This window comes from Natronorubrum aibiense, from assembly GCF_009392895.1.
GTDB classification, from domain to species: Archaea; Halobacteriota; Halobacteria; order Halobacteriales; family Natrialbaceae; genus Natronorubrum; species Natronorubrum aibiense.
The window spans coordinates 988,684-1,013,803 of sequence record NZ_CP045488.1; the positions used below are offsets into that span (position 1 = coordinate 988,684).

At 61.4% G+C, this 25,120-nt stretch carries 19 protein-coding genes and 1 tRNA gene; 5 read left to right on the plus strand and 15 right to left on the minus strand.

Annotated elements, in window-relative coordinates; all coding sequences use genetic code 11:
- Positions 1-289 precede the first annotated feature (289 nt).
- The 3 genes from GCU68_RS04915 to GCU68_RS04925 all read left to right on the plus strand — a co-directional run bounded on the left by GCU68_RS04915 (position 290) and on the right by GCU68_RS04925 (position 4,377).
- The gene (locus GCU68_RS04915) at positions 290-1,405 is read left to right on the plus strand and encodes an ABC transporter substrate-binding protein (protein WP_152939497.1); all 1,116 of its coding nucleotides are present in this window, start codon (positions 290-292) and stop codon (positions 1,403-1,405) included.
- 182 nt (positions 1,406-1,587) lie between these two features.
- Entirely contained in the window at positions 1,588-2,241 is a 654-nt protein-coding gene (locus GCU68_RS04920; RefSeq protein ID WP_152939499.1) for a class I SAM-dependent methyltransferase, read from the plus strand.
- A 69-nt stretch (positions 2,242-2,310) separates the two neighbouring features.
- A complete protein-coding gene (locus GCU68_RS04925; RefSeq protein WP_152939501.1) occupies positions 2,311-4,377 on the plus strand; it encodes a DEAD/DEAH box helicase in 2,067 nt (688 codons plus the stop codon).
- Positions 4,378-4,430: 53 nt separating this feature from the next.
- Here the strand turns inward: GCU68_RS04925 and GCU68_RS04930 are convergent, their stop codons facing one another.
- A complete protein-coding gene (locus GCU68_RS04930; protein WP_152939503.1) occupies positions 4,431-4,685 on the minus strand; it encodes a pro-sigmaK processing inhibitor BofA family protein in 255 nt (84 codons plus the stop codon).
- A gap of 90 nt (positions 4,686-4,775) precedes the next feature.
- On the opposite strand from GCU68_RS04930, the gene GCU68_RS04935 reads away from it, so the two are divergent.
- Positions 4,776-4,848 (plus strand) — tRNA-Pro (locus GCU68_RS04935).
- Positions 4,849-5,032: 184 nt separating this feature from the next.
- On the opposite strand, the gene GCU68_RS04940 is transcribed toward GCU68_RS04935, so the two are convergent.
- A complete protein-coding gene (locus GCU68_RS04940; RefSeq protein ID WP_152939504.1) occupies positions 5,033-6,184 on the minus strand; it encodes a type IV pilin in 1,152 nt (383 codons plus the stop codon).
- A gap of 557 nt (positions 6,185-6,741) precedes the next feature.
- Between GCU68_RS04940 and GCU68_RS04945 the strand changes: the two genes are divergently transcribed.
- The gene (locus GCU68_RS04945; protein WP_152939506.1) at positions 6,742-10,260 is read left to right on the plus strand and encodes an LAGLIDADG family homing endonuclease; all 3,519 of its coding nucleotides are present in this window, start codon (positions 6,742-6,744) and stop codon (positions 10,258-10,260) included.
- A 53-nt stretch (positions 10,261-10,313) separates the two neighbouring features.
- On the opposite strand, the gene GCU68_RS04950 is transcribed toward GCU68_RS04945, so the two are convergent.
- From GCU68_RS04950 to GCU68_RS05010, 13 genes are all read right to left on the minus strand, one after another.
- Positions 10,314-11,204: a transcription initiation factor IIB gene (locus GCU68_RS04950; protein ID WP_152943588.1), complete on the minus strand. Its 891-nt coding sequence runs from the start codon at positions 11,202-11,204 to the stop codon at positions 10,314-10,316.
- A 180-nt stretch (positions 11,205-11,384) separates the two neighbouring features.
- Positions 11,385-12,644 (minus strand): threonine synthase, encoded by a 1,260-nt coding sequence (gene thrC / locus GCU68_RS04955; RefSeq protein WP_152939508.1) that lies wholly within the window; start codon positions 12,642-12,644, stop codon positions 11,385-11,387.
- Positions 12,645-12,781: 137 nt separating this feature from the next.
- Positions 12,782-14,116: an RNA-guided endonuclease InsQ/TnpB family protein gene (locus tag GCU68_RS04960; RefSeq protein ID WP_152939510.1), complete on the minus strand. Its 1,335-nt coding sequence runs from the start codon at positions 14,114-14,116 to the stop codon at positions 12,782-12,784.
- Between the two features lie 362 nt (positions 14,117-14,478).
- Complete coding sequence (gene argF / locus GCU68_RS04965; RefSeq protein WP_152939512.1) at positions 14,479-15,408, minus strand: ornithine carbamoyltransferase; 930 nt, start codon at positions 15,406-15,408, stop codon at positions 14,479-14,481.
- Positions 15,409-15,438: 30 nt separating this feature from the next.
- The gene (locus GCU68_RS04970; protein WP_152939514.1) at positions 15,439-16,509 is read right to left on the minus strand and encodes a [LysW]-lysine hydrolase; all 1,071 of its coding nucleotides are present in this window, start codon (positions 16,507-16,509) and stop codon (positions 15,439-15,441) included.
- On the minus strand, positions 16,506-17,657 hold the full coding sequence (locus GCU68_RS04975; RefSeq protein ID WP_152939516.1) for an aspartate aminotransferase family protein: 1,152 nt from the start codon (positions 17,655-17,657) through the stop codon (positions 16,506-16,508). Before GCU68_RS04975 ends, GCU68_RS04970 begins: the two co-directional genes overlap by 4 nt.
- Positions 17,654-18,520: an acetylglutamate/acetylaminoadipate kinase gene (locus GCU68_RS04980; RefSeq protein ID WP_152939518.1), complete on the minus strand. Its 867-nt coding sequence runs from the start codon at positions 18,518-18,520 to the stop codon at positions 17,654-17,656. The genes GCU68_RS04975 and GCU68_RS04980 overlap by 4 nt, the downstream gene beginning before the upstream one ends.
- Positions 18,521-19,567, minus strand: coding sequence for an N-acetyl-gamma-glutamyl-phosphate reductase (gene argC, locus GCU68_RS04985; protein WP_152939520.1), 1,047 nt, complete (start codon positions 19,565-19,567; stop codon positions 18,521-18,523).
- The gene (lysX, locus tag GCU68_RS04990) at positions 19,567-20,445 is read right to left on the minus strand and encodes a lysine biosynthesis protein LysX (RefSeq protein WP_152939522.1); all 879 of its coding nucleotides are present in this window, start codon (positions 20,443-20,445) and stop codon (positions 19,567-19,569) included. The genes argC and lysX overlap by 1 nt, the downstream gene beginning before the upstream one ends.
- Positions 20,446-20,503: 58 nt before the next feature.
- A complete protein-coding gene (gene lysW, locus GCU68_RS04995) occupies positions 20,504-20,668 on the minus strand; it encodes a lysine biosynthesis protein LysW (RefSeq protein ID WP_152939524.1) in 165 nt (54 codons plus the stop codon).
- Positions 20,669-20,968: 300 nt separating this feature from the next.
- A complete protein-coding gene (gene argH / locus GCU68_RS05000; protein WP_152939526.1) occupies positions 20,969-22,477 on the minus strand; it encodes an argininosuccinate lyase in 1,509 nt (502 codons plus the stop codon).
- 2 nt (positions 22,478-22,479) lie between these two features.
- Complete coding sequence (locus GCU68_RS05005; protein WP_152939528.1) at positions 22,480-23,676, minus strand: argininosuccinate synthase; 1,197 nt, start codon at positions 23,674-23,676, stop codon at positions 22,480-22,482.
- A gap of 306 nt (positions 23,677-23,982) precedes the next feature.
- Positions 23,983-25,089, minus strand: a complete 1,107-nt coding sequence (locus GCU68_RS05010; protein ID WP_152939529.1) for a helix-turn-helix transcriptional regulator — start codon at positions 25,087-25,089, stop codon at positions 23,983-23,985.
- Positions 25,090-25,120 lie beyond the last annotated feature (31 nt).

Below are 25,120 nucleotides of genomic sequence, written 5' to 3' on the forward strand. Positions count from 1 at the left end.
CATTTCGGAATGTTTTTGTTCATTTAGGTAAACCTAAATATCGACAGGGACCGACGCGACGGGGGCAAAAACGACCGCATCGTCGATGGTGGTGTTTCGTATCAGGTGAAAACCATCGATCACTTCCAACTCGAGTGGGGTGCACAGGGACTCTACCCCGAGTATTCAGTGGCGAAGCGCTGTTCGATCGCCAGCGAGTCGCCAATGTCGTCCTCGGTGACGGCTGAGATGGGCTCCTCGACGATGTACTTCGGAACACTTTTATTATTTTAGGTCGGCCTAAAAGTTGATGAACGACCAACGGTGCTGGACGAGACGGAACGTCCTTCGAATGGGTGGGGTGGCCGCCGTCGGTAGTGCGATGGCCGGCTGTCTCGACGATGGCGGGAGTGGCAACGGTGGTACATCGGACGACGACGCCGGAACGATTTCGATGCCACCGGTCGGCGACGTCGAGTTCGACAGCGTGCCGGAGACGTGGGTGGCCAACAACGGAAGTTGGGCCGATATGGGGATCGCGCTGGGCCAGCAGCCGCCGGAAGCCGTCTGGATGCCCTCGCGGTACCACACCCACTACTACGACGACATTCCCGACGTCAGTGTCGATATCGACGAGGTCGACGCCCTGTACGAGAACAGCGACGGGGTCGATAAGGAGAAGTTCTACGAGTATCAGGCCGATGTCCACGTCATCGATCCCAACTTCCTGCAGAACCGATTCGAAGGCTGGGACGAAGACGACATCGAGGACGTCGAACAGCTTGCCCCCTTCTTCGGCAACAGCATCTTCTCGCGGGGCTACCCGTGGCACGAAGACTACGAGTACCTCACGCTATACGAGGCCTTCGAGAAGCTCTCGCAAGTGTTCCAGGAGGAAGACCGCTACGAGGCGTTCGAGACCCTCCATGATGAGTTCCAGTCGACGCTCGAGGACGTCGTGCCCGCCGAGGGCGAGCGACCGTCGGTCACTATCCTGTGGCCCAACGGCGACGGGACGTTCCTCCCGTACCTCATCGACGAGGGGACGAGTTTCAAGCAGTGGCGCGACCTCGGCGTCATCGACGCGCTCGCCGAGACCGATGTCGACGACTTCCACAGCGGCCGCGGGCAAATCGACTACGAGACGCTGCTCGAGATCGACCCCGACGTGATCCTGTGTCGTGGTCAGGAAGCAAAGAGTGCCCAGGAGTTCCAAGAGAGCGTCGTCGCGAACATGAACGCAGACAACGCCGGCAGCCAGCTGACGGCCGTCGAAAACGGCGACGTCTACCGCGGCGGCCCGCTCTATCAGGGTCCGATCACGAACCTCGTCGTCACCCAGCGCGCGGCCGAGCAGGTCTACGGCGTCGACGAGCAACTGTACGATCCACAAGACGTCAGCGATATCGTCAACGGATCGTTCTAGACGATCCGGTCTCTCACTGCTTCTGACTCGAGTGCGCTCGCGGTCGTTTCGAGTACGTTCTTCTATCGTCATGGCCGTTTTTTCGCACTCCGAACGAACTCTAATAGTCGCTCGCTGCCGACGGCCCGTCGCCGAGCAGTCGCCCGGCCAAGCGTTATGCCGACCCGTCTTGACCGTCCGATATGGGCGCGCTACAGGATACCGAGGCAACCCGACGCTGGTTCAATCTCCTCGCACCGGGCTACGACGCCGTCGTGCCGTCGCTGTTCTGGCCGGAGTCGCTCCAGCAGGCGGCGATCGATCGACTCGAGCTCGCGTCGGCAGACCGCGTGCTCGATATCGGCTGCGGGACCGGCGAGACGATCGACCACCTCCGTTCGGAGATTGCGGCGGTTCACGGGCTCGATCTGAGCCGGCCACAGCTCGAGACCGCCGCGGACAAAGCACACCTCGAGGATGCCAGGTTCGTTTGCGGGGATGCCTGTGCGCTCCCGTACGCGGACGAGACGTTCGACTGTGTGGTCTCGATCGGTTCGATCCTCTACTGGTCCGACCCTGTCGAGGCGCTCCGAGAGGCCCACCGGGTTACGAAACCGGGCGGCGAGCTACTGCTGCTCGGTTTCAATCGCCGATCGCCGTCGTGGTGGAACCCGGTCCAAAACGCGCAGGACGGCATCGCCGAGGCGCTGTTTTTCCGGTACGACCGCGAAGAGGGCACGACACTCGTTCGATCGGCCGGCTGGACCGACCCCACCCACGAGGTGACTGGGCCCGTCTGGGGGCCCGAACTCGTGCTCGCCACGACGGCACAGAAAGCCGAGTCCGGGAGCCACTGACAGTCATCGCGATCCGCGGCGTTCGACGTTCCGAACCGCTCAAGTACGACGACCGATTATGCCCACCCAGTGTCGAAGCAGGTCCAGCAGGTCGAAACGATCTTTTGTCACGAACTCGGCGACGACTACCTGATCGTGGTCGAACGTGACGGACAGCGACTGTTCCGGGCGAAACTCGGGCTGTCGGAAACGTCGGCTGGTCCCCGGCCCGCGAAGTTCCGGCTCAAAGACGGCTCGAGCGAAGAACCACGCCAGCCCGACGAGTTTATCGAACTCGCCCGTCGAGCCAAACGGATCCGCATCTCCGAACAGACCTCACGGCAGGCGCGCGAGGAACTCATGGAGATGCTCAGCGGGTATCAACTCGAGGACAAGGCCAAGGCCGTTCGGACCTGTCGGTACTGTGCCTCCGCGGGTCGGTACTCGCCGATTACCACCGAAACGGCCGTCAAAGACGACAACGACTGGATCTGTCAGGATTGCGCGCGACAGGAACTCGAGCGCCAGCTATCTTTTTCGGGCGGCGGCGCGGTCACCGGCGCGGCCAAAGACCGCCTCGAGGAACTCATGCTCGAGGTGCAGGATTTAGAGCGGATCGTCAACCTACTCAAGGGACGGCTCGATCCCGATCTGACGAAGTTCGATACGATTTCGGCGACGACCGACGAGGTCGACCCCGTTCGGGTCGATTCGCTGAACCTGCATCCCGGCTTGCAGGGGCTGCTCGAGGACCGCTTCGAAACGCTGTTACCGGTCCAGAGTCTCGCGGTCGAGAACGGGCTTTTTGATGGAGACGATCAGCTCGTGGTGTCGGCGACGGCGACCGGGAAGACCCTCGTTGGCGAGATGGCCGGCATTAATCGTGTGCTGAACGGCAAGGGGACGATGCTCTTTCTCGTCCCGCTCGTTGCGCTGGCTAACCAGAAGTACGAGGATTTCCAGGACGAGTACGGCCACCTCGTCGACGTCTCCATTCGAGTGGGCGCGAGTCGAATCAGTGACAACGGCAACCAGTTCAATCCCAACGCCGACGTCATCGTCGGCACCTACGAAGGGATCGACCACGCCCTCCGGACGGGCAAAGACATGGGCGACATCGGGACCGTCGTCATCGACGAAGTCCACACGCTCAAAGAAGACGAGCGCGGCCACCGACTCGACGGGCTCATCTCGCGGCTCAAATACACCTGCGAGCAACGTGCGAAGCGCCGCGACGACTACAGCGGCGCACAGTGGGTCTACCTCTCGGCGACCGTCGGCAACCCCGAACAGCTCGGCGCAGCCCTCGAGTCGACGCTCATCGAGTTCGAGGAACGCCCAGTGCCGATCGAACGCCACGTCACGTTCGCAGACGGCCAGGAGAAGGTCCGCATCGAGAACAAACTCGTCAAACGCGAGTTCGATACCGAGTCCTCGAAGGGCTATCGCGGGCAGACGATCATCTTCACCAACTCGAGACGGCGGTGTCACGAGATCAGCCGGAAACTCGAGTACTCCGCCGCGCCGTATCACGCCGGCCTCGACTACAAGCGCCGCAAGGAGGTCGAACGCAAGTTCGGCGAACAGGAACTCTCCGCCGTCGTGACGACTGCTGCCCTCGCCGCAGGGGTCGACTTCCCGGCCTCGCAGGTGATCTTCGACTCGCTGGCGATGGGAATCGAGTGGCTCTCCGTCCAAGAGTTCCACCAGATGCTCGGGCGCGCGGGCCGGCCAGACTACCACGACAAGGGGACAGTGTACGTCCTCGTCGAACCAGACTGCGCCTACCACAACTCCATGGAGATGAGCGAGGACGAGGTCGCGTTCAAACTCCTGAAAGGCGACATGGAGTCGGTGATGACCCACTACGACGAAGCCGCCGCCATCGAGGAAACGCTCGCAAACATCACCGTCGGCGGGAAAGCCGCAAAGGGGCTCAACGACCGCATGCTCGGCGATGTCCCGACGAAACACGCCATCGGGAAACTCCTCCAGTACGACTTCATCGACGGCTTCGAACCCACGCCGCTGGGTCGCGTCGTGACCGAACACTTCTTAGAACCCAGCGAAGCGTTCACCCTCGTCGACGGCATCCGAAAAGACGCCCACCCCTACGAACTCGTCGCCGACATCGAACTCCGCGACGCGGATCTGTAAGCCGCTCGAGAGTCGACCACTGTACCCGTTCTCTGCTTTGACGCTATCGGACGCTATGGGACGAACGCAACGCCGAACAGCGAGAGCACGAGCACGATGATCGAGCCGGGCACGCCACCGAGGGCGACGATGCCGAGGACGATCGGTGTCACGGCAACGGAGAGCCCGAAAACAGCCTGTGCGAGGAACAACAACACCAGTCCGACGACCGCGTTGATAATGAAGGGGCTGGCCGCACGGATGAGGGCGGCCCCGACGAGGACGCCCACGAGGGCGAGGATCAATAGCAGGATCTCGATGCCAGTCATGAAATTAGTTATAATACGTCCATCGGGAAAAACGCTCGGCTCATAACGAAAGCCTTTAACTAATACACCTGCAAGTCGTAGATGCAGCACGGGATCGTGGGTTAGCTTGGTATACTTCGGGCCTTGGGTGCCCGTGACCCCGGTTCAAATCCGGGCGATCCCATACTTCTGTTGTGATCAACGTCATGACCAGTGACAATTCGAGCAGCACTGGTTTTGGAGTCGATAAACGGACCGTCCAGAGCGCGGGGTCTCAAGTCAGTTGGCTCGAGTCGTTTGCTTCGAAACAGAGACTGAAGTCGGAGTGAGGTTCGAGCGCGAAACGTCAGTTGTCGCTGTCCGAGTTGCTAACAAACTGTTTCACTACTTTCAACATGGATTGTAGCGGTGTTACATGCTTCGCCGTTAATAACACCCGAAACGATTACGGCGTCGTTCTTGTTCCGCACTTTCAGATCGCGGGTAACAGTCCCAGTCGTGTCCGACAATTCCGCCTTCGCCTCATCTTCGAAGTTGTCGACTTCGGCGGCGATTGCGATTTCGTTTTCACCGATTGGACCATTCAATTTGTACTCGAATACAACCCTCACTTCGTCGTCTTCGCCACCTGTGTTATCTTCATACTCATGAACGTCCACTACCAAGCTCTCGAACACCACTTCCTCGTCTGAGTTCTCATCCGAATCGTCTCCCACTACGTCACCGGAGTCATCTCCCGACTCGCCACTCGAGCCACCATCCGTTTCGTCGTCGACACGAACGACTGACCCTGCGAGGCGGTCGTCGTCGCTGCTGACGGCCGCCGAGTACGATCGTTTATCCTCCCGGTCTTCGCCCTCGAGGCCGTCGTCGGCGTCCCACACCAGTCCGATCGTCTTGGACTCGCCGCTGTCTAACTCGAGTTCCGTGTCGGCAACGATGTCAGAAGCGCCCGTCCCTCGGTTTCTGATCTCGAGTTCGATCGGCTGCTCGTCCGTGTCAGTACCCTCGTTCGTGACGGTCACGTCGAACGTGACCGACTCGTCCGGCGATACCTCGTTGTCGTACCCGTCGAGCGTCAACTCGAACCCGGGGAAATCCGGTTCGTAGGAGCTGACCAGTTCCGACTGCGCGCCGTGGTCGACGACCACGGTGATCGAGTCGCTCTCGACGATATCCGTACAACTGTCTCCGTAGCCCGTGATCTCGAGGCTGTCGCCGACCTCGAGTTCGTCATCGCCGTCCCACGTCCCGCAGGCGTCGTCGCCGTCGATCCGGACGTCGATGGCTGACGCTTCGACGCTCGAGGTGCCGATGAGCGACGTGACGACCACCGACACGTCATCGTCCGTCTGATTGTAGCCCACGTCCACGTCTGGCGTCGTCTGGACGAAGCCACCCTGATTGAGAACGACGGTGCCCACGAGCGCCATCGTCATAACGGAGATGCCAACGAGTAACACGATACCGATGACCGGCGAAACGGCAGTATCATCCTTGAGAAATGCTACAGAGCCCATTCGTGGTTGGGCTACGAAACTACGGTTTCTTAAAGCGTATCGACGGTTCGTCGGGGGCTCGAACCACGCACGCAGTTCTACTGGTTCCTGTAGACCGCCAAGAGTGACTTGATTCCCTTCTGTGCGCCGTTGAACCCGTCGACCACCGGTCGTTGGCAGTGGTGAATCGCCTCGAATGCGTCGGATCGACAGAGATTGCCGTCAAGTTGGCGTCATTCGAGTGGACATCGCGAGCCGTCTCACCAGAAATGACCGTCACGGTTACCGTACATTCACCAGCGAATACCAAAATAGATTGGCCGTACATACATAACCGCTGGTGACGAAATCCGTCCGTGGCCACGTAAACAGGAATACAGGTGACGGTGTGTGCGTCTTCGACGGCCCAGGAGATGACGTTTGAACGGACGGTTCGATGTGGCCCGAAACCGATCCGTTCGGCTTTGCTGACCGACTGTACGGGAGCTCCAAAACCGAAACGCTACGGGACACTCCTGCGATCAGTTTCAGCCCGCTTTGCAACCATTTATAGCCGATGGCGAACCTAGGACAGTGCAATGGCGCAAGCGGGAAATTCTGAACTCGTCGACTCGTTCGAGCAGTTCTTCCGCAACTACTACGACAATGATATCAAGCAGCTTGCGCAGCGATACCCCAACGAGCAGCGGTCGCTCCGGGTCGACTGGCAGGATCTCTATCGGTTCGACCCCGATCTCGCTGACGACTTTCTGAACCAACCCGAACAACTCCAGCGCTACGCCGAGGAGGCACTACGACTGTACGACCTACCGATCGACGTCAGCCTCGGCCAGGCGCACGTCCGGATTTACAATCTCCCCGAGACGGAGTCGCCCGAAATCCGTGATATTCGCGCCCGGGATATGAACTCCCTCGTGCAGGTCCACGGCATCGTTCGCAAAGCGACCGACGTCCGCCCAAAAATCGAAGAGGCGGCCTTCGAGTGCCAACTCTGTGGCACCCTGAATCGGATTCCACAGTCCAGCGGCGATTTTCAGGAACCTCACGAGTGTCAGGGCTGTGAACGACAGGGGCCGTTCAAGGTCAACTTCGACCAATCGGAGTTCGTCGACTCCCAAAAGCTCCGGATGCAAGAGAGTCCGGAAGGGCTTCGTGGCGGCGAGACGCCGCAATCGCTCGACGTCCACATCGAAGACGACATCACCGGCGAAGTCACCCCCGGCGACCACGTCTCGGCGACCGGCGTCTTGCGACTCGAGCAACAGGGCAACGACCAGGAGAAATCGCCCGTCTTCGACTTCTACATGGAGGGAATGTCCGTCGACATCGACGAAGAGCAGTTCGAGGACATGGACATCACCGACGAGGACAAAGAGGAGATCGTCCGACTCTCCTCGAGTGAGGATATCTACGAGCAGATGGTCGCCTCCATCGCGCCCTCGATCTACGGCTACGAGCAGGAGAAACTCGCGATGATCTTGCAGCTGTTTTCGGGCGTCACCAAGCAGTTGCCCGACGGCTCGAGAATTCGTGGTGACCTGCACATGCTGCTTATCGGTGATCCTGGTACTGGGAAGTGTGTCCACGGAGATACGAAAATAACACTCGCAGATGGCCGTAACGTCCCAATTCGGGAAATTGTCGAGTCGAATCTGGAGGACCCGAAGCCGATTGATGATGGCTGGTACGACGAGATAGATTTCAACATCCCGTCTCTACAGGACGATGGCTCAATCGCACCGCAGCGGGCGACTAAAGTCTGGAAGCGAGAGGCCCCCAACCAGATGTATCGGATTCGAACCTCGAGTGGGCGAGAACTCGAGGTGACGCCGTCACATCCTCTGTTCGTACAGAATGACGGACAGCTCAAACCGGTAATCGCAGATGACCTCACAACAGGACAGTTCATTGCTGCACCTCGAACACTTACAGTAGACGGTAATGACACACTCAATGTTGACTTTCGGCAATCTCGGTCACCAAATGCGGTTCAACTTGACCTGCCAGGTCAATGGACGCCATCATTAGCCCGCCTGATTGGATACATCATCGCAGAGGGATACGTCCAACAGCGAGACGATAATACAGGATTCGTTTCAATTACGAACAATGACAGGGAAGTATTGGACGACGCAACGGATGCACTCAAGAAACTAGGCCTCAATACGACGGAGCGAGTGCCTCATGAATCGAAGGATGCGTATGAACTACTTTGTTCAGCAGGGGAGTTCGTAAGCTTCCTCAAAGTACTCGAGCCATGCATTCTTCAGTCATCCAGTGAGCAATGTGTTCCTGATTCAATCTTCGAGGCTTCAGCGACAATTAAATCGGAATTCCTCAAAGCATTCATCGAAGGAGAAGGACACGTTTCGGAATCGCAGCGCGAGCTCACTGTTGCTTCGATAAGCCGTAATCTGCTCGAAGATGTTAGAACATTACTTCTCTCAGTTGGGATCCGATCACAACTGCACGAGCGGCAGAACAGTAGCTACCGACTCAGAATCAGCGGAAACGAATTTGAAAGGTATGTCTCCAAAGTGGGCTTCATAACCCAGCGAAAACAGCAGGCTGCAGAACAATACGCCGGTACAATGAGGAATACAAACCGGGATGTTATTCCAGATATTGGCTCAGAACTGCGGCGAATACGGGAATCACTATCGCTCACACAGGCCGAGTGTGGACTACCACGATCGACGTATCAACATTATGAACGGGGGTCGAGAAATCCAAGTCGAGAGAGTTTCGAGAAGGTCGTCGCGACATTCAAAGACGCGTTATCAGCAGAAGAGGCCCCAAGTGAGGACGGTGTTCTAGCTGACGGTGGGTCTCTAAAAAGGAGTCTCAATACTCTCGAGCAGTTTGTCGAAGGGGATGTCTGCTGGGAACGCATCGAATGTGTCAACAGCGTCGAACCTGATTACGACTGGGTATACGATCTTGAGGTCGAGGGAACTCACAACTACATCTCGAATGGTGTGATCTCGCACAACTCCCAGATGCTCGGCTACATCAAAAACATCGCCCCTCGAGCCGTCTACACCTCCGGGAAAGGCTCGTCCTCGGCAGGACTGACAGCCGCAGCGGTGCGAGACGACTTCGGCGACGGCCAGCAGTGGACCCTCGAGGCCGGCGCGCTCGTCCTCGCTGACCAGGGAATCGCCGCAGTCGACGAGCTCGACAAGATGCGCAGCGAGGACCGCTCTGCCATGCACGAAGCCTTAGAGCAACAGAAAATCTCCGTCTCCAAGGCAGGTATCAACGCGACGCTCAAATCCCGGTGTTCCCTGCTGGGCGCGGCTAACCCCAAGTACGGCCGGTTCGACCACTACGAGCCGATCAGCGAACAGATCGACTTAGAGCCGGCGCTCGTCTCGCGATTCGATCTGATCTTTACGGTCACCGACGATCCCGACGAGGAGAAAGACCGGAATCTCGCAGAGCACATCCTCACCACGAACTACGCCGGCGAGTTGACTACCCAGCGCGAGCAGATGACGTCGATCGACGTCTCGAACGAGGAGATCGAAGAGATGACCGGCCAGGTCGACCCCGAAATCGACGCCGAACTCCTGCGCAAGTACATCGCCTACGCCAAACAGAACTGCCATCCACGGATGACCGAGGCAGCACGCGAGGCGATCCGGGACTTCTACGTCGACCTCCGTTTGAAAGGGACCGACGAGGACGCTCCGATTCCGGTGACGGCACGGAAGCTCGAGGCGTTGGTGCGACTCTCGGAGGCGAGCGCCCGTGTGCGGCTGTCAGATACGGTCGAACAACACGACGCCGAGCGAGTTATCGAGATCGTTCGCTCGTGTCTGCAGGATATCGGAGTCGACCCCGAAACGGGCGAGTTCGACGCGGACATCGTCGAGGCAGGGACGTCCAAATCCCAGCGCGACCGGATCAAGAACATCAAACAGCTTATCAGCGATATCGAAGAGGAGTACGACGACGGTGCGCCGGTCGATATCGTCCTCGACCGGGCCGAAGAGATCGGGATGGATCACTCCAAGGCCGAACACGAGATCGAGAAACTCAAACAGAAAGGTGAGGTCTACGAGCCGAGTACAGACAACCTCCGAACGACGTGATCGACTCCACACTATTTTGACAGCCACAGAAAGTGCTCGAGTGTGAGTCCCGGTCAGTGGTCTCTAATCGTCGTTACCGTCGAGCGAATTGTCACCGGCGCGACATTGGCAACGTCGGCCGCATCGGCCTGTGTGATCGTCGGCCACTCTTCGCGTTCATCCGCTGCCGTGTAGAGACAGGCCGCCGCAATGCCGCTTGGGTTCCGCCCGCTGATGTGTCCCGCCTGACGTAGGTCGGTCAGGTGTTCCCGAGCGCGGCGCTCGACATCGGTCTCGAGGCCGAGTTTCGAGGCATACCGTGGCAGATACTGCGTTGGATCGATCGGTCCCGTCGGAAGACCGAGTTCCCGATTGAGTGCATCGTAGGCCACTCTGAGCTCGTCGGCGTCGGCGCGGGCGACGGCAGTGATTTCGTCGATCGTTCGCGGGTTCGAGCGCGTTCGACAGGTCGCATAGATCGCCGCAGCAGCAAACCCCTCGAGCGATCGGCCCTGGAACAGCCCTTCGGATTGGGCCGACTTAAACAGCGTACAGGCCTGTTCACGAGCGGACTCGGGAAGCGAAAGGGCGGTGTTGACGCGGCGGATCTCGGTAAAGCCGTAGATCTGATTGCGTTCGGCTTTCGACGAGATTCGGGCGCAATTATGCTCCCGTCGTAGGCGCGCGATCTGTCGGCGTTTCCGTCCAGTGAGTCGGGAACTGTACTCGAAACGAGTGCCGGAGCCGTAACCGATCTCCGTCGAGAGTCCACGGTCGTGTCTCGAGCGCGTCAACGGCGCGCCGGTCCGGCGTGGATCGGTCTCGTCGTCGTCGAACGATCGCCATTCGGGGCCGTGGTCGATCGCGTCCTCAGCAAAGACGAGTCCACAGTCTTCACAGATCGTCTCGGTACCGCTCGTCCGCAATCTCCCATCGCATTCCGGGCAGACGCCATCTCCACCCATACTAACCATTGGTTATTCTCAACCCAATACGTGGATTGAGGGGCGCTATCCTATTTAAGATACATGATCTAGTTGGGAATTAAACATACAATCCGATTTTAGTTATTGGCAGGAATCGATCAAGAAGCGCGTCGGTTCGGGTCGAATCAGACGTGGGCTGCGATGAAAACGGCAGTCAGCTTACTGCTGGAGATGCTCGAGGACGCCGTCCGTGTCGGCTGGTACGGGTTCGGGATCACCGCCAGCAGCGGCAGCGGCGTCGGGATCTTTGAGCAGGTGGCCGGTCGTCAGACAGGCAACGCGTTCGTCATCGTCGACGACACCGTCGGCGCGGAGCTTTCGCAAGCCGGCGACGGAGGCGGCGGAAGCGGGTTCGACGCCGATTCCCTCGGCGGCGAGGGATCGCTGGGCGTCAGTGATCTCCTCGTCGGAGACAGCGACGGCGGTGCCACCGGTTTCACGGATGCCGGGCAACGCCTTCGGTGCGTTGACGGGGTTCCCGATCCGGATCGCCGTCGCGCGCGTCTCGACGTCGTCCCAGCGTCGGACCTCGTCGGCGTCGTTCTCGATCGCTTCGACCATCGGAGCCGCGCCCTCGGCCTGCACGCCGGTCAGTTTGGGGACGTCGTCCTCGTCGAGTTCACCTGCCTGGACGAGTTCGCGGAACGCCTTGTACAGCGCCGAGGTGTTGCCGGCGTTGCCAACCGGGAGCACGATTCGGTCGGGAACGGTGTCGTAGTCGGCGAGGAACGCTTCGAGGATCTCGAGGCCGATCGTCTTCTGGCCCTCGAGTCGGAACGGGTTCAGCGAGTTCAGCAGGTAGACCTCGCCCTTGGCGGCTAGTTCCTGGACGATATCCAGGCAGGCGTCGAAGTTGCCGTCGACCTCGAGAATGCGAGCGTCGTGGAGGCTCGCCTGCGCGATTTTGCCGGCTGCGACTTTGCCGGCTGGAAGGAGCACGAGCGTCTCCATACCGCCGCGGGACCCGTAGGCAGCGAGCGCGGCACTCGTGTTCCCCGTCGAGGCACAGGCCAGTCGACCAACGCCGAGTTCCTCGGCGACCTTCACGCCGACGGTCATCCCGCGGTCTTTGAACGACCCGGTCGGGTTCATCCCCTCGTGTTTGATCCGCAGCGCTTCGACGCCGATCTCGTCTTCGAGACGCGGCACCTCGTACAGCGGCGTCGATCCTTCCTGGATCGAGACGCCCGATTCGAACGGCAACGCGGCAGCGTAGCGCCAGACGCCGTGCCCTTCGAAGTCGTCGAACGTCGGCAGATCCTCGTAACGCACCTCGAGCAAACCGTCACACTCGTCGCAGGTGTACCGGACATCGTCGAAGGGGGCGAACGTGTCGCCACACTCGATACACTCGAGCCAGACGCCATCGGTTGCGACGTCGGGGGTGGCCGGCTGCTCTGCGGACAGGCTGAGACTCATTATCAGCCGAGAGGTGTGGCAGCGGCAAAAAGGACGTGGATTCGCCGGTGGCCCCAATTCGGTGGCCGGTCGATCGGCGGTACGGGCGAGACGCCATCGGACGGGTTGGCCACGGATGTCGGGTGAACTACCCCTGCCTACTCATTCGCGGTGGCAGCCGCTCGTTCCTTGAGGCAGGGGCTTCCTGTTTCAACGACGCGACTTGCAGACACGGAAACAGTGTCCACAGCGGTCGCAGTCTCCACGGGCGTTCGAAAATCGTCGAACGATTTTCGCAGCCCATCAGAATCGCCATGCGATTCTGAGGACGTTCCTTCGGAGTGAACCACTCCTAGTTTCGACAGCCCACGCGACTTCACGTTCAACGCCGCGTTCCAATCCCTATCCAGTTCAAACCCACAAGAGGGACACGAATGTTCACGAACCCAGAGGGGTTTCTCGGTTTCCACGCCGCAAGACGCACACTCTTTCGTCGTCCCAGACGGTTCAACCTCGACCACGTGGCACCCGTTCTTTCGACCGTGATGCTTGAGAATCGATATGAAGTCACGCCATCCAACTTCAGCCTTGTTTCGAGCGTTACCTTCGCCTTCGAGCATCGACTTCACGTTCAAATTCTCGACGAACACCGCGTCGGACAGTGTTGTATACGCATGGGCGAGTTTGTGCTTGTAGTCGTGCTTCTTGTTCGACATACACGCATGCACCTCAGCGACTCGAAGGCGCTGTTTCTCCCAGTTATTCGACTCGTGTTGCTTGCGAGAGAGCGAGCGTTGCTCACGTTCGAGGCGGTCTCGCTCGTCGGACAAGTCGAGGCGTCCGATGGAGCGACCATCTGAGTCGTGCACGAAGTTGAGGACGCCGAGGTCGAGACCGACGGTGTCCTCTGCATCGATGTCTTCTGGGGCGGGTTTCTCAGGTTCGTTGGTGCTGATACAGAACGAGGCGTACCATGCTCCTGTGGGTTCTTTCTTCACCGTGACTTCCTTGAGAGCGTCGTGATCAGGAAGGTCGCGGTGGAGGTGGATTGGAATCTCCAGGGTTTCGCCGCGGACTTTCTTGAGTCGGAGGATTGCTCGGTTATTCGAGCCACTCTTGGTGTCGAGTTCGAAGCCCGATTGTCGATACGTGAAACTCCGAAATTCACGCGGCGCTTTCCAGTTCAACGAGCCAACATCGTACCCCTTGGCTTTCAGCTTGCCGAGGTTGTTGATGTTGGTGCGGATGCGTTCGACAGCTTTCTGCAACACGGTAGAGTAGATCTGTTTGAGGTCAGTCCACTGTTGTTTGAGACGGGGGAGTTCATCGCGGACGTGCCAGACTCGCTGTCGAAGTGTTCCCTCGTCTTGTGGAATTTTGTTGAACTCGTAGAGCGCGTGGTTGTAGAGTTGTCGCACAATGTTTCGAGTCCAGTCGAGACTCTCCCACTGTTCGGTTGTCGGGAAGAGTCGGTATCGTGGACTGTACTCCATGCGACTTGTCTCCTGCTAGTGGACAGGGTTAATTAAACACTCTGATTAGAGTGGTAGAGAATCGAGCGGGCGCTGTATCCCCTCCCTGCTCGCTCACTCCACGCTGTTCCGTTCGCTCCCTGAGGAAGGGGGCTTAGCGCCCACTCTTTCAGCTAAAGCAGGATAAGTGCGAGTAGTGCAGCGGGCCCTGCAAGCAGGAGCAGCGTTCCGATGATGAGCCGTATTGACATACAGTCGTCACGATCACGGCCGATACTATAAGAACTGAATATTGTTCAACTAGTCAACTAGTGGCTAGCGACCAGTAACTGCGAGTTGACGGCAGGAGAATCGCCGATTCGTCCGTGCGTCGCTCGCGCTTCTCACTCGAGCAACCAGCTCAACACCGCCTTCTGTGCGTGCAGTCGATTTTCGGCTTGATCGAAGACGATCGACTGGTCGCTTTCGATGGCTTCGTCGGTGATCTCCTCGCCGCGGTGGGCGGGAAGACAGTGCATGATCGACGCCTCGGGGGCGTGCTCGAGCAAGTCCGCGCCGACCTGAAAGCCCTCGAAATCGTTCATACGGACGTCGCGTTCGTCTTCTTGGCCCATGCTGATCCAGACGTCGGTGTAGATGATGTCAGCGTCCGAGACCGCCTCGACCGGATCGGTCGTGGTCGTCGGATCGCCGCCCAGTTCGCGGGCGCGCTCGAGCACTTCCTCGTCGAGCTCGTAGCCCTCGGGCGTCGCGACCGTCAGATCGATGTCGGTCATCGCACAGCCGAGTGCAAACGACTGAGCGACGTTGTTACCGTCGCCGATCCAGGTCGCCGAGACGCCGTCGAAGCCGTCTTCCTGTTCGCGGATCGTCTGGAGGTCCGCGAGCGTCTGGCAGGGGTGGGCGTCGTCGGTCAGCCCGTTGACGACGGGGACGTCGGCGTACTCCGCGAGTACTTCGACGTTCTCGTGTTTGAACACGCGGGCCATCACGGCGTCGACGTACCGCGAGAGCGCACGCGAGGTGTCTTTCAGCGGCTCGCCTCGCCCAAGTTGGATGTCGTCTTCCCCGAGGAAGATCGCGTGGCCGCCCAGCTGGGTCATCCCCGTCTCGAACGAGACGCGGGTACGGGTGCTTGCCTTCTGGAAGAGCATCCCCAGCGTCTGGTCCTCGAGGTCGGCGTGATTGTCGCCGGTCTCGAGGGCTCGTTTGTACTCCTCGGCCCTGTCGAGGACCGTGAACAGTTCTGCCTCGGTGAGATCGTCGACATCGAGGAAATGTCTCGGCTGGCTGTCGTCAGTATTTGTCGTCATGATCTGTGAATCGTATAAAAATGCGTGTGTTCAGTCCTCGCTCAACGTCCGCGAGACGCGCTCGAGGATCGAAACGGATTGATCGTACTCCGAGAGTGAGAGTCGCTCGTCGGGTGCGTGATCGAGATCGGAGTTACCAGGGCCGTACGTGACCATTGGACAGTCCCACGCCCCCGCGTAGATGTTCATGTCGCTGGTGCCGGTCTTTCGTAGCAGACGTGGCTCCTCGTCTTCGTTGCGAATAGCGACACGGAACGCTCGAGCGACCTCCGTTCGCGGACTCGTCATCACGGGCGGAACCTTGTCCTTCCAGGTTACAGTCCCAACCTCGAGTTCGGCTTCTGCGGCTTCGCGGACGGTCTCGACATCGAGTGCGGGCGGGACGCGCAGTTGGACATCCATCGTCGCTTCGACGGAGAGGCCGTCGTCGCTGACGCCGCCTTCGATGTCGACCGGCTTGGTCGTCACCTGCTCGAAGACGGGTTCGTACTCGCCACCTTCGAAGTGTGCTTCGACGGCGGACCACCAGCGAACGGCGTGTTGGATCGCGTTCGGGTCCGGCCGGGAGGTGTGGCCGGACTCGCTGGTCGCGACGTACGTGCCAGCGATGAGGCCACGATAGCCCAGCGTGATCCCGTTCGCTCCGGACGGCTCGCCGTTGATGACGGCTTCCGGTGACTTCTCCCTGTCGGCGACGAGGTAGCGCGACCCCTTCGAGTCGACTTCTTCGCCGACGACGCCGACGAAGGAGACGCCGGTTCGGACGGCGGCGGTCGCCATCGCGGCGAGTGGCCCGGTTGCGTCGACGCTGCCACGACCCCAGAGGATTTCATCGTCGCCGGTTTCTTCGACCTCGACGGGGATATCCCCCGGGACGGTGTCGATGTGTGAAGTGAGCAGCACGGAATCGTCCGCCGGTGCGCGGACGTTGCCGACCGCGTCGATCCAGACCTCTCGGTCGTGGGCCTCGAAGAAATCCACGAGCCGTTTGGCCGCCTCGCGCTCCTCACGGGTCGGCGAGGGAATCGAGACGAGGTCGACCAGTAGCTCCCGGGCTTCCGAAAGCGAGACGTCCGCCGGGTCGCTCGTACTCGCGCTCATGATTCGGGTTCGTCAGGTGCGATAACCGCGCCGAGGGCGTCGACGAGTTGATCCGCCTCCGCTTTGTCGATCACCAGCGGCGGCAGCAGGCGCAGGACGGTCCGACCTGCTGGCAGCGCCAGCACCTGGTGGTTGATCGCCAGGTCACGGGCGGCGCGATTGGCTCCTCGCTTCAACTCGATGCCGATGAGCAGGCCCTCGCCGCGGACCTCGCGGACCTCGTCACCGAGTCTGGCTTCGAGTTCGGTCGTGAGGTAGTCGCCCATCGCGGCGGCGTGGGCGGGCCACTCTTCCTCGACCAGCGTCGAGATCGTCGCGTGGACCGCCGCGGTGACGACGGGACCGCCGCTGAACGTAGCGTTGTGCGAGGCCGCGCCGTCGGCGATCCAGTCACGAACGACGACACCGCCGATAGGCAGGCCGTTGCCGAGGCCTTTCGCCGTCGTGAGAATGTCGGGCGTGACGCCGGCGTTCTGGCAGGCCCACATCTGGCCCGTCCGTCCCATGCCGGTCTGGACCTCGTCGAAGACGAGCGCCGCGCCGGCCTCGTCGGTGACCTCGCGGGCGGTCTCGAGGTAGCCCGCGGGCGGGACGTTGATGCCGCCTTCGCCCTGAATCGGCTCTAAGATGACGGCTGCGGTCTCGTCGTCGACGGCGTCGGCGAGCTCCTCGCCGTCGCCGTAGGGAACGAACTCCACGTCGCCGGCGAGCGGCTCGAACGGTTTCTTGTACTTGTCCTTCCAGGTCGCCGCGAGCGAGCCCATCGTCCGGCCGTGGAAGCTCCGGGTCGCGGCGATAATTTTCGAGTTGCCGGTCGCCGAGCGGGCGAACTTCAATGCGGCCTCGTTGGCCTCGGTGCCGGAGTTACAGAACCAGGCCGACTCGAGGCCGTCGGGCGTCGACGCGACGAGCGCGGCGTAGGCGTCCTCGCGCGACTGGACGGGGAACGAGGAATCGACGAACGTCAGCTTCCCAACCTGTTCTTGTACCGCCTCGACGACGGCCGGGTGGCTATGGCCGAGCGGCGTACACGCGTAGCTCGCGCCCGCGTCGAGGTACTCCGTCCCGTCGGTGCTGTAGAGGGACGCCCCCTCGCCGCGCTCGATCCCGATCGGCTTGCTACCGGAGATGAAATCGAGGTCACTCATTCTGCGGCCTCCGTTTCGGCTTCGTCTTCGTCCGCGAGCACGCTGGGCTCGAGGGTCGTCCCCTCGCCACCGAGCGCACTCGAGATCGGTTCGTCTGCATTCGCATCGGCAACGACGACCGAGGACGCGCCGCCCTCGAGGGCTTCCTCTGCGGCCATGACCTTCTTCGTCATGAAGCCTTCCGCAGCCGATTTGACGGTCTCGAACGCTTCCGGAGTCGCCGCCGAATCGATCTTCGTCGACTTGTCGTCGGGGTCCTCGTAGACGCCGGATACATCCGTGAGGAGCACGAGGTCGGCCTCGAGCGCCCCTGCGATCGCGGCGGCGGCGCGGTCGGCGTCGGCGTTGACCGCGGTGTAGCCACCGTCTTTCTCTTTCCCGAGTACCGGGACGGAGACGACGGGCGTGTAGCCGCCCGCGAGGACGGTCTCGAGCAGGTCGGCGTTGACCGACTCGATTGTCCCCGAGTGGTCGCCGCGTTTGATCTTCTTCTTGCCGTCTTCTTTGACGCGGACGGCTGACTTGCGCTTGCCAGAGAGGAGTTTGCCGTCGGTGCCCGAGAGGCCGACTGCGTCGACGCCCTCGTTCTGGAGGCTTTCGACCAGATCGGTGTTGAGCTTGCCCGGCATCACCATCTTGAAGACGTCCATGGTGCGTTCGTCGGTAAAACGCCCGACGACGCCGCCAGGCGTCTCGACGTAGGTGGGTTCCTCGCCGAGCTCTTCTAAGGTCTCGTCGACGGCGGTCGAGCCGCCGTGGGTGAGCACGACGTCTTCGCCATCCTCGACGAGACTCGCAACGTCCGCGAGTGCGCCTTCGGGATCGACGGCGCGTGCGCCGCCGATTTTGACGACAACCGTCATTTACGGAGCCCCCACGGGGTGTAGTCCCGTGAACTCGAGTCCGGCCGTCTCCTCGAAGCCCAGCGCGATGTTGGCGGCGTGGACCGCCTGGCCCGCCGAGCCTTTCATCATGTTGTCGATCGCCGAGAAGACGACGATGCGTTTGTTCGAGGGGTCGAGTTCGAAGCCGACTTCGGCGAGGTTCGTCCCCGCGACCGACTTCGGTTCGGGGTAGCGGTAGACGCCGGAGCCGCCGGCAGCCATGCGGACGAACGGCTCGTCCTCGTAGGCCCCTCTGTACGCTTTCCAAAGGTCGCCCTTCGAGACAGGACCCGACGGGAAGACGTGGCTGGTCGCGCTCGCGCCGCGGATCATATCGACGGCGTGGCACGTGAACGCGACGCTCGTGCCGAGGAACTGCTCGATCTCGGCTTCGTGACGGTGGCCGGTCGGCGCGTAGGGGCGAACAACACCGGAGCGCTCAGGGTGGCTCGAGGCCTCGCCGCCGCCGGCCCCGCCTTCGGAGGAGCCGACTTTCACGTCGACGACAACCTGCTCGCCGCCCTCGAGAATCCCCTGGTCGAACAGCGGGTAGAGCCCGAGAATCGTCGCGGTGGCGTTACAGCCGCCGCCGGCGATCAGCTCTGCGCCCGCGAGGTTCTCGCGGTTGATCTCGGGAAGCGCGTACTCGGCCTTTTCTAAGTACTCGGGCGCCTCGTGGCCGTCGTACCACTCGTCGTACTGGTCTTCGGTCTCGAGGCGGAAGTCAGCCGAGAGGTCCACGACCGTGTCGGCGATCTCGAAGAACTCGTCGATCCGGCCCATCGAGACGCCGTGTGGCGTCGCCGCGAACAGCACGTCGACGGACTCGAGATCATCGGGTTCGGTAAAGCGCAGGTCCGTGCCGCGCAGTGGCGGGTGGACGGAGCCGACGCTCTTGCCGGCTTTCGATCGGCTCGTGACTTCGGTGAGCTCGAAGTTCGGGTGGCCGGCGAGCAGTCGCAGCAGTTCGCCACCCGTAAAGCCCGAGCCACCGATGACGGTTGCGGTAGCCGTGTCAGCAGCCATCAGGCGCTCACCTCGAGTTCGTTCTCGGCGGCGTCGGCTGCCTTCTGCTCGAGCCAGTCGACGACGGTGCCGGCGATGTCGGTGTCGACGGCCCCGTCGAGGGCTTTGAACTCGACGGTGTGGTTGACCTCGTGGACGGTGTACCCGTCTTCGGTTTCCATCAGGTCGATACCGAGCAGTCCGCCGCCGACGGCGTCGCTGGCCTGTTTGACGAGTTCGGTTGCGTCCTCGTCGGGCTCGAAGACGTCCGTCTCCGCGCCTTTGGCGGCGTTGGTGATCCAGTGGTCCGACGAGCGGACCATGCCGGCGATCGGCTCGCCGTCGGTCGCGAGCACGCGGATGTCACGACCGGGTTTCTCGACGAACTCCTGGACGTAGAACACCTTGTGCTCGTAGTGGCCGAGCGTGGCCTTGTGCTCTAAGATGGCTTCGGCGGCGTCCGGCGAGTCGATCTTGGCCATCAGGCGGCCCCACGACCCGACGACGGGTTTGAGCACGCAGGGGTAGCCAAAGTCCTCGATGGCTTCCATTGCGGTCTCTTTCGTGAACGCGACTTTGGTCGCCGGCGTCGGCACGCCTGCCTGCTCGAGTGCGAGACTGTTTTTCACTTTGTCCGCACAGATGTCGGCCGTCTCGTGGCTGTTGACCACGGGGATGCCGTAAGCCTCGAAAAACTGCGTGGCATAGAGGCTGCGGCTCGTGGCGAGACAGCGGTCGACGACGATGTCGAGGTCAGCGAACGCCTCGGGGGCCTCGCTGATGTCGAACGTCTGCTTGCGGACGTCGATCTTCTCGACCTCGTGGTCGCGCTCGCGAAGCTCGTTGAGCAAGAGCTTCTCGTCCTTGCGAATCCGGGAGTAGAGTATTCCTACGTTCACGCGAACCACCCCTGGTGTGTGTGCTCAGGGCACAAGGTAGTCGCGACCGTGTGCAAGGTCACTCACCCCAGTCCTCTTCGAGCTCGGGGGCTCGCTCGAGGACTGGCGGCTCGGTGTCGACGACTTCAAGCTCTGCGCCACAGGTCGTACAGTCAACGATCTCTCCCACTTCCAGATCCTCGTGCAGGGACACTTCCGCCCCACATTCGACGCATTCCGTCATTGTACCTGCAACTGGGAGCCAATAACCCTTAAACCCTTCGAACTTATCAGGAGAAATACACGAAGCGCAGTATCGCCTAATGGAGTGAATGTACTGTTTTCCGGCCGGTTACGGTTTCCATATCATGGAGTTGGTAGTTTGTCCCCTGGCGGGGACCGCCGCGAAATCGTGGGCCGCACTCGAGCAACTGTCAGGCGTGTCACTTCGGGACGTGCCGACTCATACGGATTGCTGTAACTGTGTACCGTCGATCGCCAGCACGGGTCGGCGATCGGCGGTAATTGACGACAGTAAACCGTATCAGACATAGTCGTTCACCTCCGAACGAAGCGCCTGGCGGGCTGCCTCGAGTGCGTTCTCGGTCACGTCGAGCGTTTCCTCGTCGGCCTCGAGGGCGTCGCGAGCGGTCTCGAGCTGTGGGCCGACGGCCTCGGGAGCGGGTCCGCCCTGCGAGTCGCGGCTCGCGACGCTTTCGGCGGGATCGAGGGCGGCCTCGACGGCATCGGGGTCGACGACCGACTCGAGGGGTTCTCCGAGCACCTCTTCGGCGGCAGCCGCGATTGCGTCGTAGTCTGCCCCACTCTCCGCTGCAATCGCAACGAGTTCGTGTGCCGTCCGGAACGGCAACCCGTTCGCCGCGAGCAGGTCGGCGACGCCGGTCGCGGTCGAAAAGCCCACGCCGGCTTCCACCGCGAGCGTGTCTTCGTTCCAGTCGGCCGTCGCCACGGCCCCGGCCGCGACCTCGCTGGCTTCCGTCACCGCGTCGACGGTCTCCCAGGCGTGGGTCGTCGCACGCTGGAGGTCGCGGTTGTACGCACGCGGGAGCCCTTTGAGCGTCGTCGTCAACCCCTGTACGCTGCCGGCCGCGTCGCCCGCGACCGCGCGGACGAGCTCCAGTGTGTCCGGGTTCTTCTTCTGGGGCATGATCGACGACGTCGAGGAGTAGTCGTCGGCAAGGTCGACGAAGCCGCGGTTGGCGAAGATGATGATATCTTCGGCCAGCCCGGACAGCGTCGTCGCGTGTGTCGACAGCACCTGAACGGTCTCGAGCAAGAAATCCCGGCTCGAGGAGGCGTCCATCGAGTTCTCGATGACCGACTCGAACCCGAGCAATTCGGCGGTGCGTTCGCGGTCGATATCGAACGTCGTGCCGGCGAAGGCCGCGCCACCCAGCGGTGACTGGTTGATCCGCTGATAGGCCTCGAACAGGCGTTCCGTGTCGCGACGAACCGCGCCTTCGTAGGCTAGCGCCCAGTGTGCAACGGTGGTCGGCTGGGCGGGCTGGAGGTGCGTGTAGCCTGGCATGATCGTCTCCGTGTGCTCGGCGGCGACCTCGACGAGCGACTCGCGCAGCGCGAGCGTCGTCTCGATGGCCTCGAGGACGTCTTCGCGCAGTCGGTAGCGGATGCAGGCCGCGACCTCGTCGTTTCTCGAGCGCGCGGTGTGCATCTTCCCGCCGTCGGGGCCGATCCCCTCGATGACGGCGGTCTCGATGGCCTCGTGGACGTCCTCGCCGTCGGGCAGAGAGGCGTGGCCGTCGACTTCGATCGCATCGAGTGCCGTGAGGATCTGGCCCGCGACGTCGTCGCCGATGATATCCTGCTCGGCGAGCATGATGACGTGTGCGCGGTCGATCTCGATGTCGGCCTCGAAGATCCGTTCGTCGGCCGCAAGCGAGGAGAGGAAACTCCGAGCGGGGCCGCCGCTAAAGCGGTCCCGTCGCACGACGCCTTCGTCGCTCGAGTTTCCGCTGCCGTCAGTTCGCAACGTTGGTTCGGCTGCCCCGCTGTGAGTGCTCTCCTCGGTCATGGTTATTCCTCGTCGTCGGCGTTTGCGGCGATCGCTTCGTTCGCGAGACGGCGCTGGAAGCCGTGGTACTTCGCGACGCCGGTGGCGTCTTCTTGGGTGATCTTCCCGACCGTTTCCGTGTCGAAGGAGGCGTGTTCGGCCGAGTACGCCGCGAATGTGCTGTCGCGGGCCACGGCACGAGCCTGACCGCCCTCGAAGCGGATCGTGACGGTTCCGGTGACGCGTTTCTGTGTCTCGTCGATGAAGCCCTCGAGTGCGCCGACGAGCGGCGCGTCGACCAGGCCCTCGTAGCCCTTTTTCGACCAGCGCTGGTCGATCAGCTGCTTGAACTCGCGTTCTTCCTGCGTGAGGACGAGTCCCTCGAGCGCCTCGTGAGCATTGAGCAGCGTCGTCGCGGCCGGATGCTCGTAGTTCTCACGAACCTTCAGGCCGAGCATGCGGTCTTCCATCGAGTCGGTACGACCGACGCCGTACGCGCCGGCGACCTCGTTCAAGTGCTGGATGAGTTCGACGGGCTCGTACTCGACGCCGTCGACGGCGACGGGGCGACCCTGCTCGAACTCGATATCGATCTCCTGGGTCTCGCCGGTCGGGGCCTGGGTCCAGGCGTAGATGTCCTCCGGCGGGACGTAGCTCGGGTCCTCCAGCTCGTCACCCTCGACGGAGCGGCTCCAGAGGTTGGTGTCGATCGACCAGTCGCCGCCGCTGCCACCCTCGACGGGGAGGTCCTTCTCGGCGGCGTACTCCTGTTCCCACTCGCGCGTGAGTCCGAGTTCGCGAACGGGGGCGATGACCTCGAGATCGGAGTCACGCCAGATGGCTTCGAAACGCAGCTGGTCGTTTCCTTTGCCCGTACAGCCGTGAGCGATGCCGGTACAGCCCTGTTCCTCTGCAACCTCCAGAATTGCCTCGGCGATCACCGGGCGGGCGAGTGCCGTCCCGAGTGGGTAGCCCTGGTAGGTCGCGTTCGCGCGAACACTGTCAAGACAGAGATCAGCGAACTCCGCTTTTGCGTCGACGACGTAGTGCTCGAGGCCGAGTGCCTCGGCGGTTTCTTCGGCTTCGTCGAATTCGGAAGCCGGCTGGCCGACGTCGACCGTGACGCCGATAACGTCGTCGTATCCGTACTCTTCCTCGAGCAGTGGGACACAGACAGTCGTGTCAAGCCCACCCGAGAACGCAAGTGCGACGCGTGTCATATGGTATTCGAGTGAAGCAGCAGGAGGGACTTAAGCACATTGATTCTATTTGCGTAAATTAACGTTAGAGCGGCTGCTAACTGGAAAATCAGCGTTTTTGGATCGGTGAAACGGTCCGGGGACGTGGGGTGTGATGTAGGTCGGGCTCAAAGGCCCGCCGTCGCCGTCGTCGCCGCCGCGGAGAAACAGTCCCGTCGGTACCGGAGACAGCACGCGCGGTTCCGACGGTGGAACTCATTAGAGAAGCCATAACAGTCCTCAGTATTAAATCCTGCTAAATATCGAACGGGACGCCACTCACCTCGGCTACTCCTCGGTTTCGTCCTCCCCGGGAAGCGCTAACACGTTCTCCCGGCCGATCCGAAAGACTTCGATTTCGCCGTCCTCCCGTAGGCCGCCAACGACCTGACTCGTCTTGGCCTCGGTCCAGTCCAGTTCCGAGACGACCGCCTGCTGTTTGATCCGACCGCCACGTTCCTCGAGCAAGCGCAGGACGCGTTCTTCGTTGCTGAGCAGTTCGTCCGGCGGTTCGTTCGCGTCGTCGCTCGCGGTGGACCCATCGGTAACCGGGGTCGTCGCGCCGTCGCCCGTGACTATGGAACCCACGCCACTTCGCCGTCGCTCGAGCCACCAGCCAGCTACTCCGAGGCCGGCCAGCAAGGCGAGTGCGGCTACCACGGCGAGCCACGGCATCGACGGCCCGTCTGCTGTTTGTGCGGGTTGTCCGTCATCGTCGCTCTCTTCGATCATGACGACCAGCGGCGGGTCGGGTGAGAACTCCGAGCCGTCGCTGTTCCAGTAGACGGAGTTCTCGTCCTCGGATGCGTCTTCCGGCGACGGCGAGACTTCTTCGATCGTGTAGCCGTCCGGGGCGAACATCTGCATCGACGTGTTCTGTGAGAGGGTGTATCCCGCGAGCGCGTCGCCCGCCTCGAGGCGATTTAGTTCGACGTACGCGAACTTCGACCACTCGAAACTTACCTCGACGCTGCCGAGATCACGCGGTGCGGAGCTTTCGCCCGTCTCGACGGAGACGTTCGAGAGTTCCATCTCGCGTTCCGTCGCGTTCTCGCCTTCGACGAGAATTTCGTTCCAGCGAGCTTCCTGGCTGGCGGCGTAGACTTCCGGGTTCGATTCGACGTCGTCTCGAAGGTCCTCCCATTCACCGTCGGAATCGTTCTCGAAGCGGTAGTCGACGGCGAACGTCGCCGATCCGTTCTCGGCGACGAAGATGTCGATATGGATCTCGTCCGCCTCAGCGAGTCGGTCGCTCTCGTTGGACGATTCCTGCAGTACTGCACCCTGTGTCGCGACATCGGCAGCAGCCCCGGCCGAAAGAGCCGGGAGCAGCACCAGGACACAGCCGATTCCCACGAGCACCCAGATCAGGGCCCAGCGCCCCTTCACATCCATTGTATTGGAATGCCGTATCCGTCCAAATAGG

What these genes read in the sequence shown, in the direction of transcription:
- GCU68_RS04915 (WP_152939497.1), top strand. Translation starts at nt 290, where the DNA reads ATGAACGACCAACGGTGCTGGACGAGACGGAACGTCCTTCGAATGGGT.
- GCU68_RS04920 (WP_152939499.1), top strand. Translation starts at nt 1,588, where the DNA reads ATGGGCGCGCTACAGGATACCGAGGCAACCCGACGCTGGTTCAATCTC.
- GCU68_RS04930 (WP_152939503.1), bottom strand. Translation starts at nt 4,685, where the DNA reads ATGACTGGCATCGAGATCCTGCTATTGATCCTCGCCCTCGTGGGCGTC.
- GCU68_RS04940 (WP_152939504.1), bottom strand. Translation starts at nt 6,184, where the DNA reads ATGGGCTCTGTAGCATTTCTCAAGGATGATACTGCCGTTTCGCCGGTC.
- GCU68_RS04945 (WP_152939506.1), top strand. Translation starts at nt 6,742, where the DNA reads ATGGCGCAAGCGGGAAATTCTGAACTCGTCGACTCGTTCGAGCAGTTC.
- GCU68_RS04950 (WP_152943588.1), bottom strand. Translation starts at nt 11,204, where the DNA reads ATGGGTGGAGATGGCGTCTGCCCGGAATGCGATGGGAGATTGCGGACG.
- thrC (WP_152939508.1), bottom strand. Translation starts at nt 12,644, where the DNA reads ATGAGTCTCAGCCTGTCCGCAGAGCAGCCGGCCACCCCCGACGTCGCA.
- GCU68_RS04960 (WP_152939510.1), bottom strand. Translation starts at nt 14,116, where the DNA reads ATGGAGTACAGTCCACGATACCGACTCTTCCCGACAACCGAACAGTGG.
- argF (WP_152939512.1), bottom strand. Translation starts at nt 15,408, where the DNA reads ATGACGACAAATACTGACGACAGCCAGCCGAGACATTTCCTCGATGTC.
- GCU68_RS04970 (WP_152939514.1), bottom strand. Translation starts at nt 16,509, where the DNA reads ATGAGCGCGAGTACGAGCGACCCGGCGGACGTCTCGCTTTCGGAAGCC.
- GCU68_RS04975 (WP_152939516.1), bottom strand. Translation starts at nt 17,657, where the DNA reads ATGAGTGACCTCGATTTCATCTCCGGTAGCAAGCCGATCGGGATCGAG.
- GCU68_RS04980 (WP_152939518.1), bottom strand. Translation starts at nt 18,520, where the DNA reads ATGACGGTTGTCGTCAAAATCGGCGGCGCACGCGCCGTCGATCCCGAA.
- argC (WP_152939520.1), bottom strand. Translation starts at nt 19,567, where the DNA reads ATGGCTGCTGACACGGCTACCGCAACCGTCATCGGTGGCTCGGGCTTT.
- lysW (WP_152939524.1), bottom strand. Translation starts at nt 20,668, where the DNA reads ATGACGGAATGCGTCGAATGTGGGGCGGAAGTGTCCCTGCACGAGGAT.
- argH (WP_152939526.1), bottom strand. Translation starts at nt 22,477, where the DNA reads ATGACCGAGGAGAGCACTCACAGCGGGGCAGCCGAACCAACGTTGCGA.
- GCU68_RS05005 (WP_152939528.1), bottom strand. Translation starts at nt 23,676, where the DNA reads ATGACACGCGTCGCACTTGCGTTCTCGGGTGGGCTTGACACGACTGTC.
- GCU68_RS05010 (WP_152939529.1), bottom strand. Translation starts at nt 25,089, where the DNA reads ATGGATGTGAAGGGGCGCTGGGCCCTGATCTGGGTGCTCGTGGGAATC.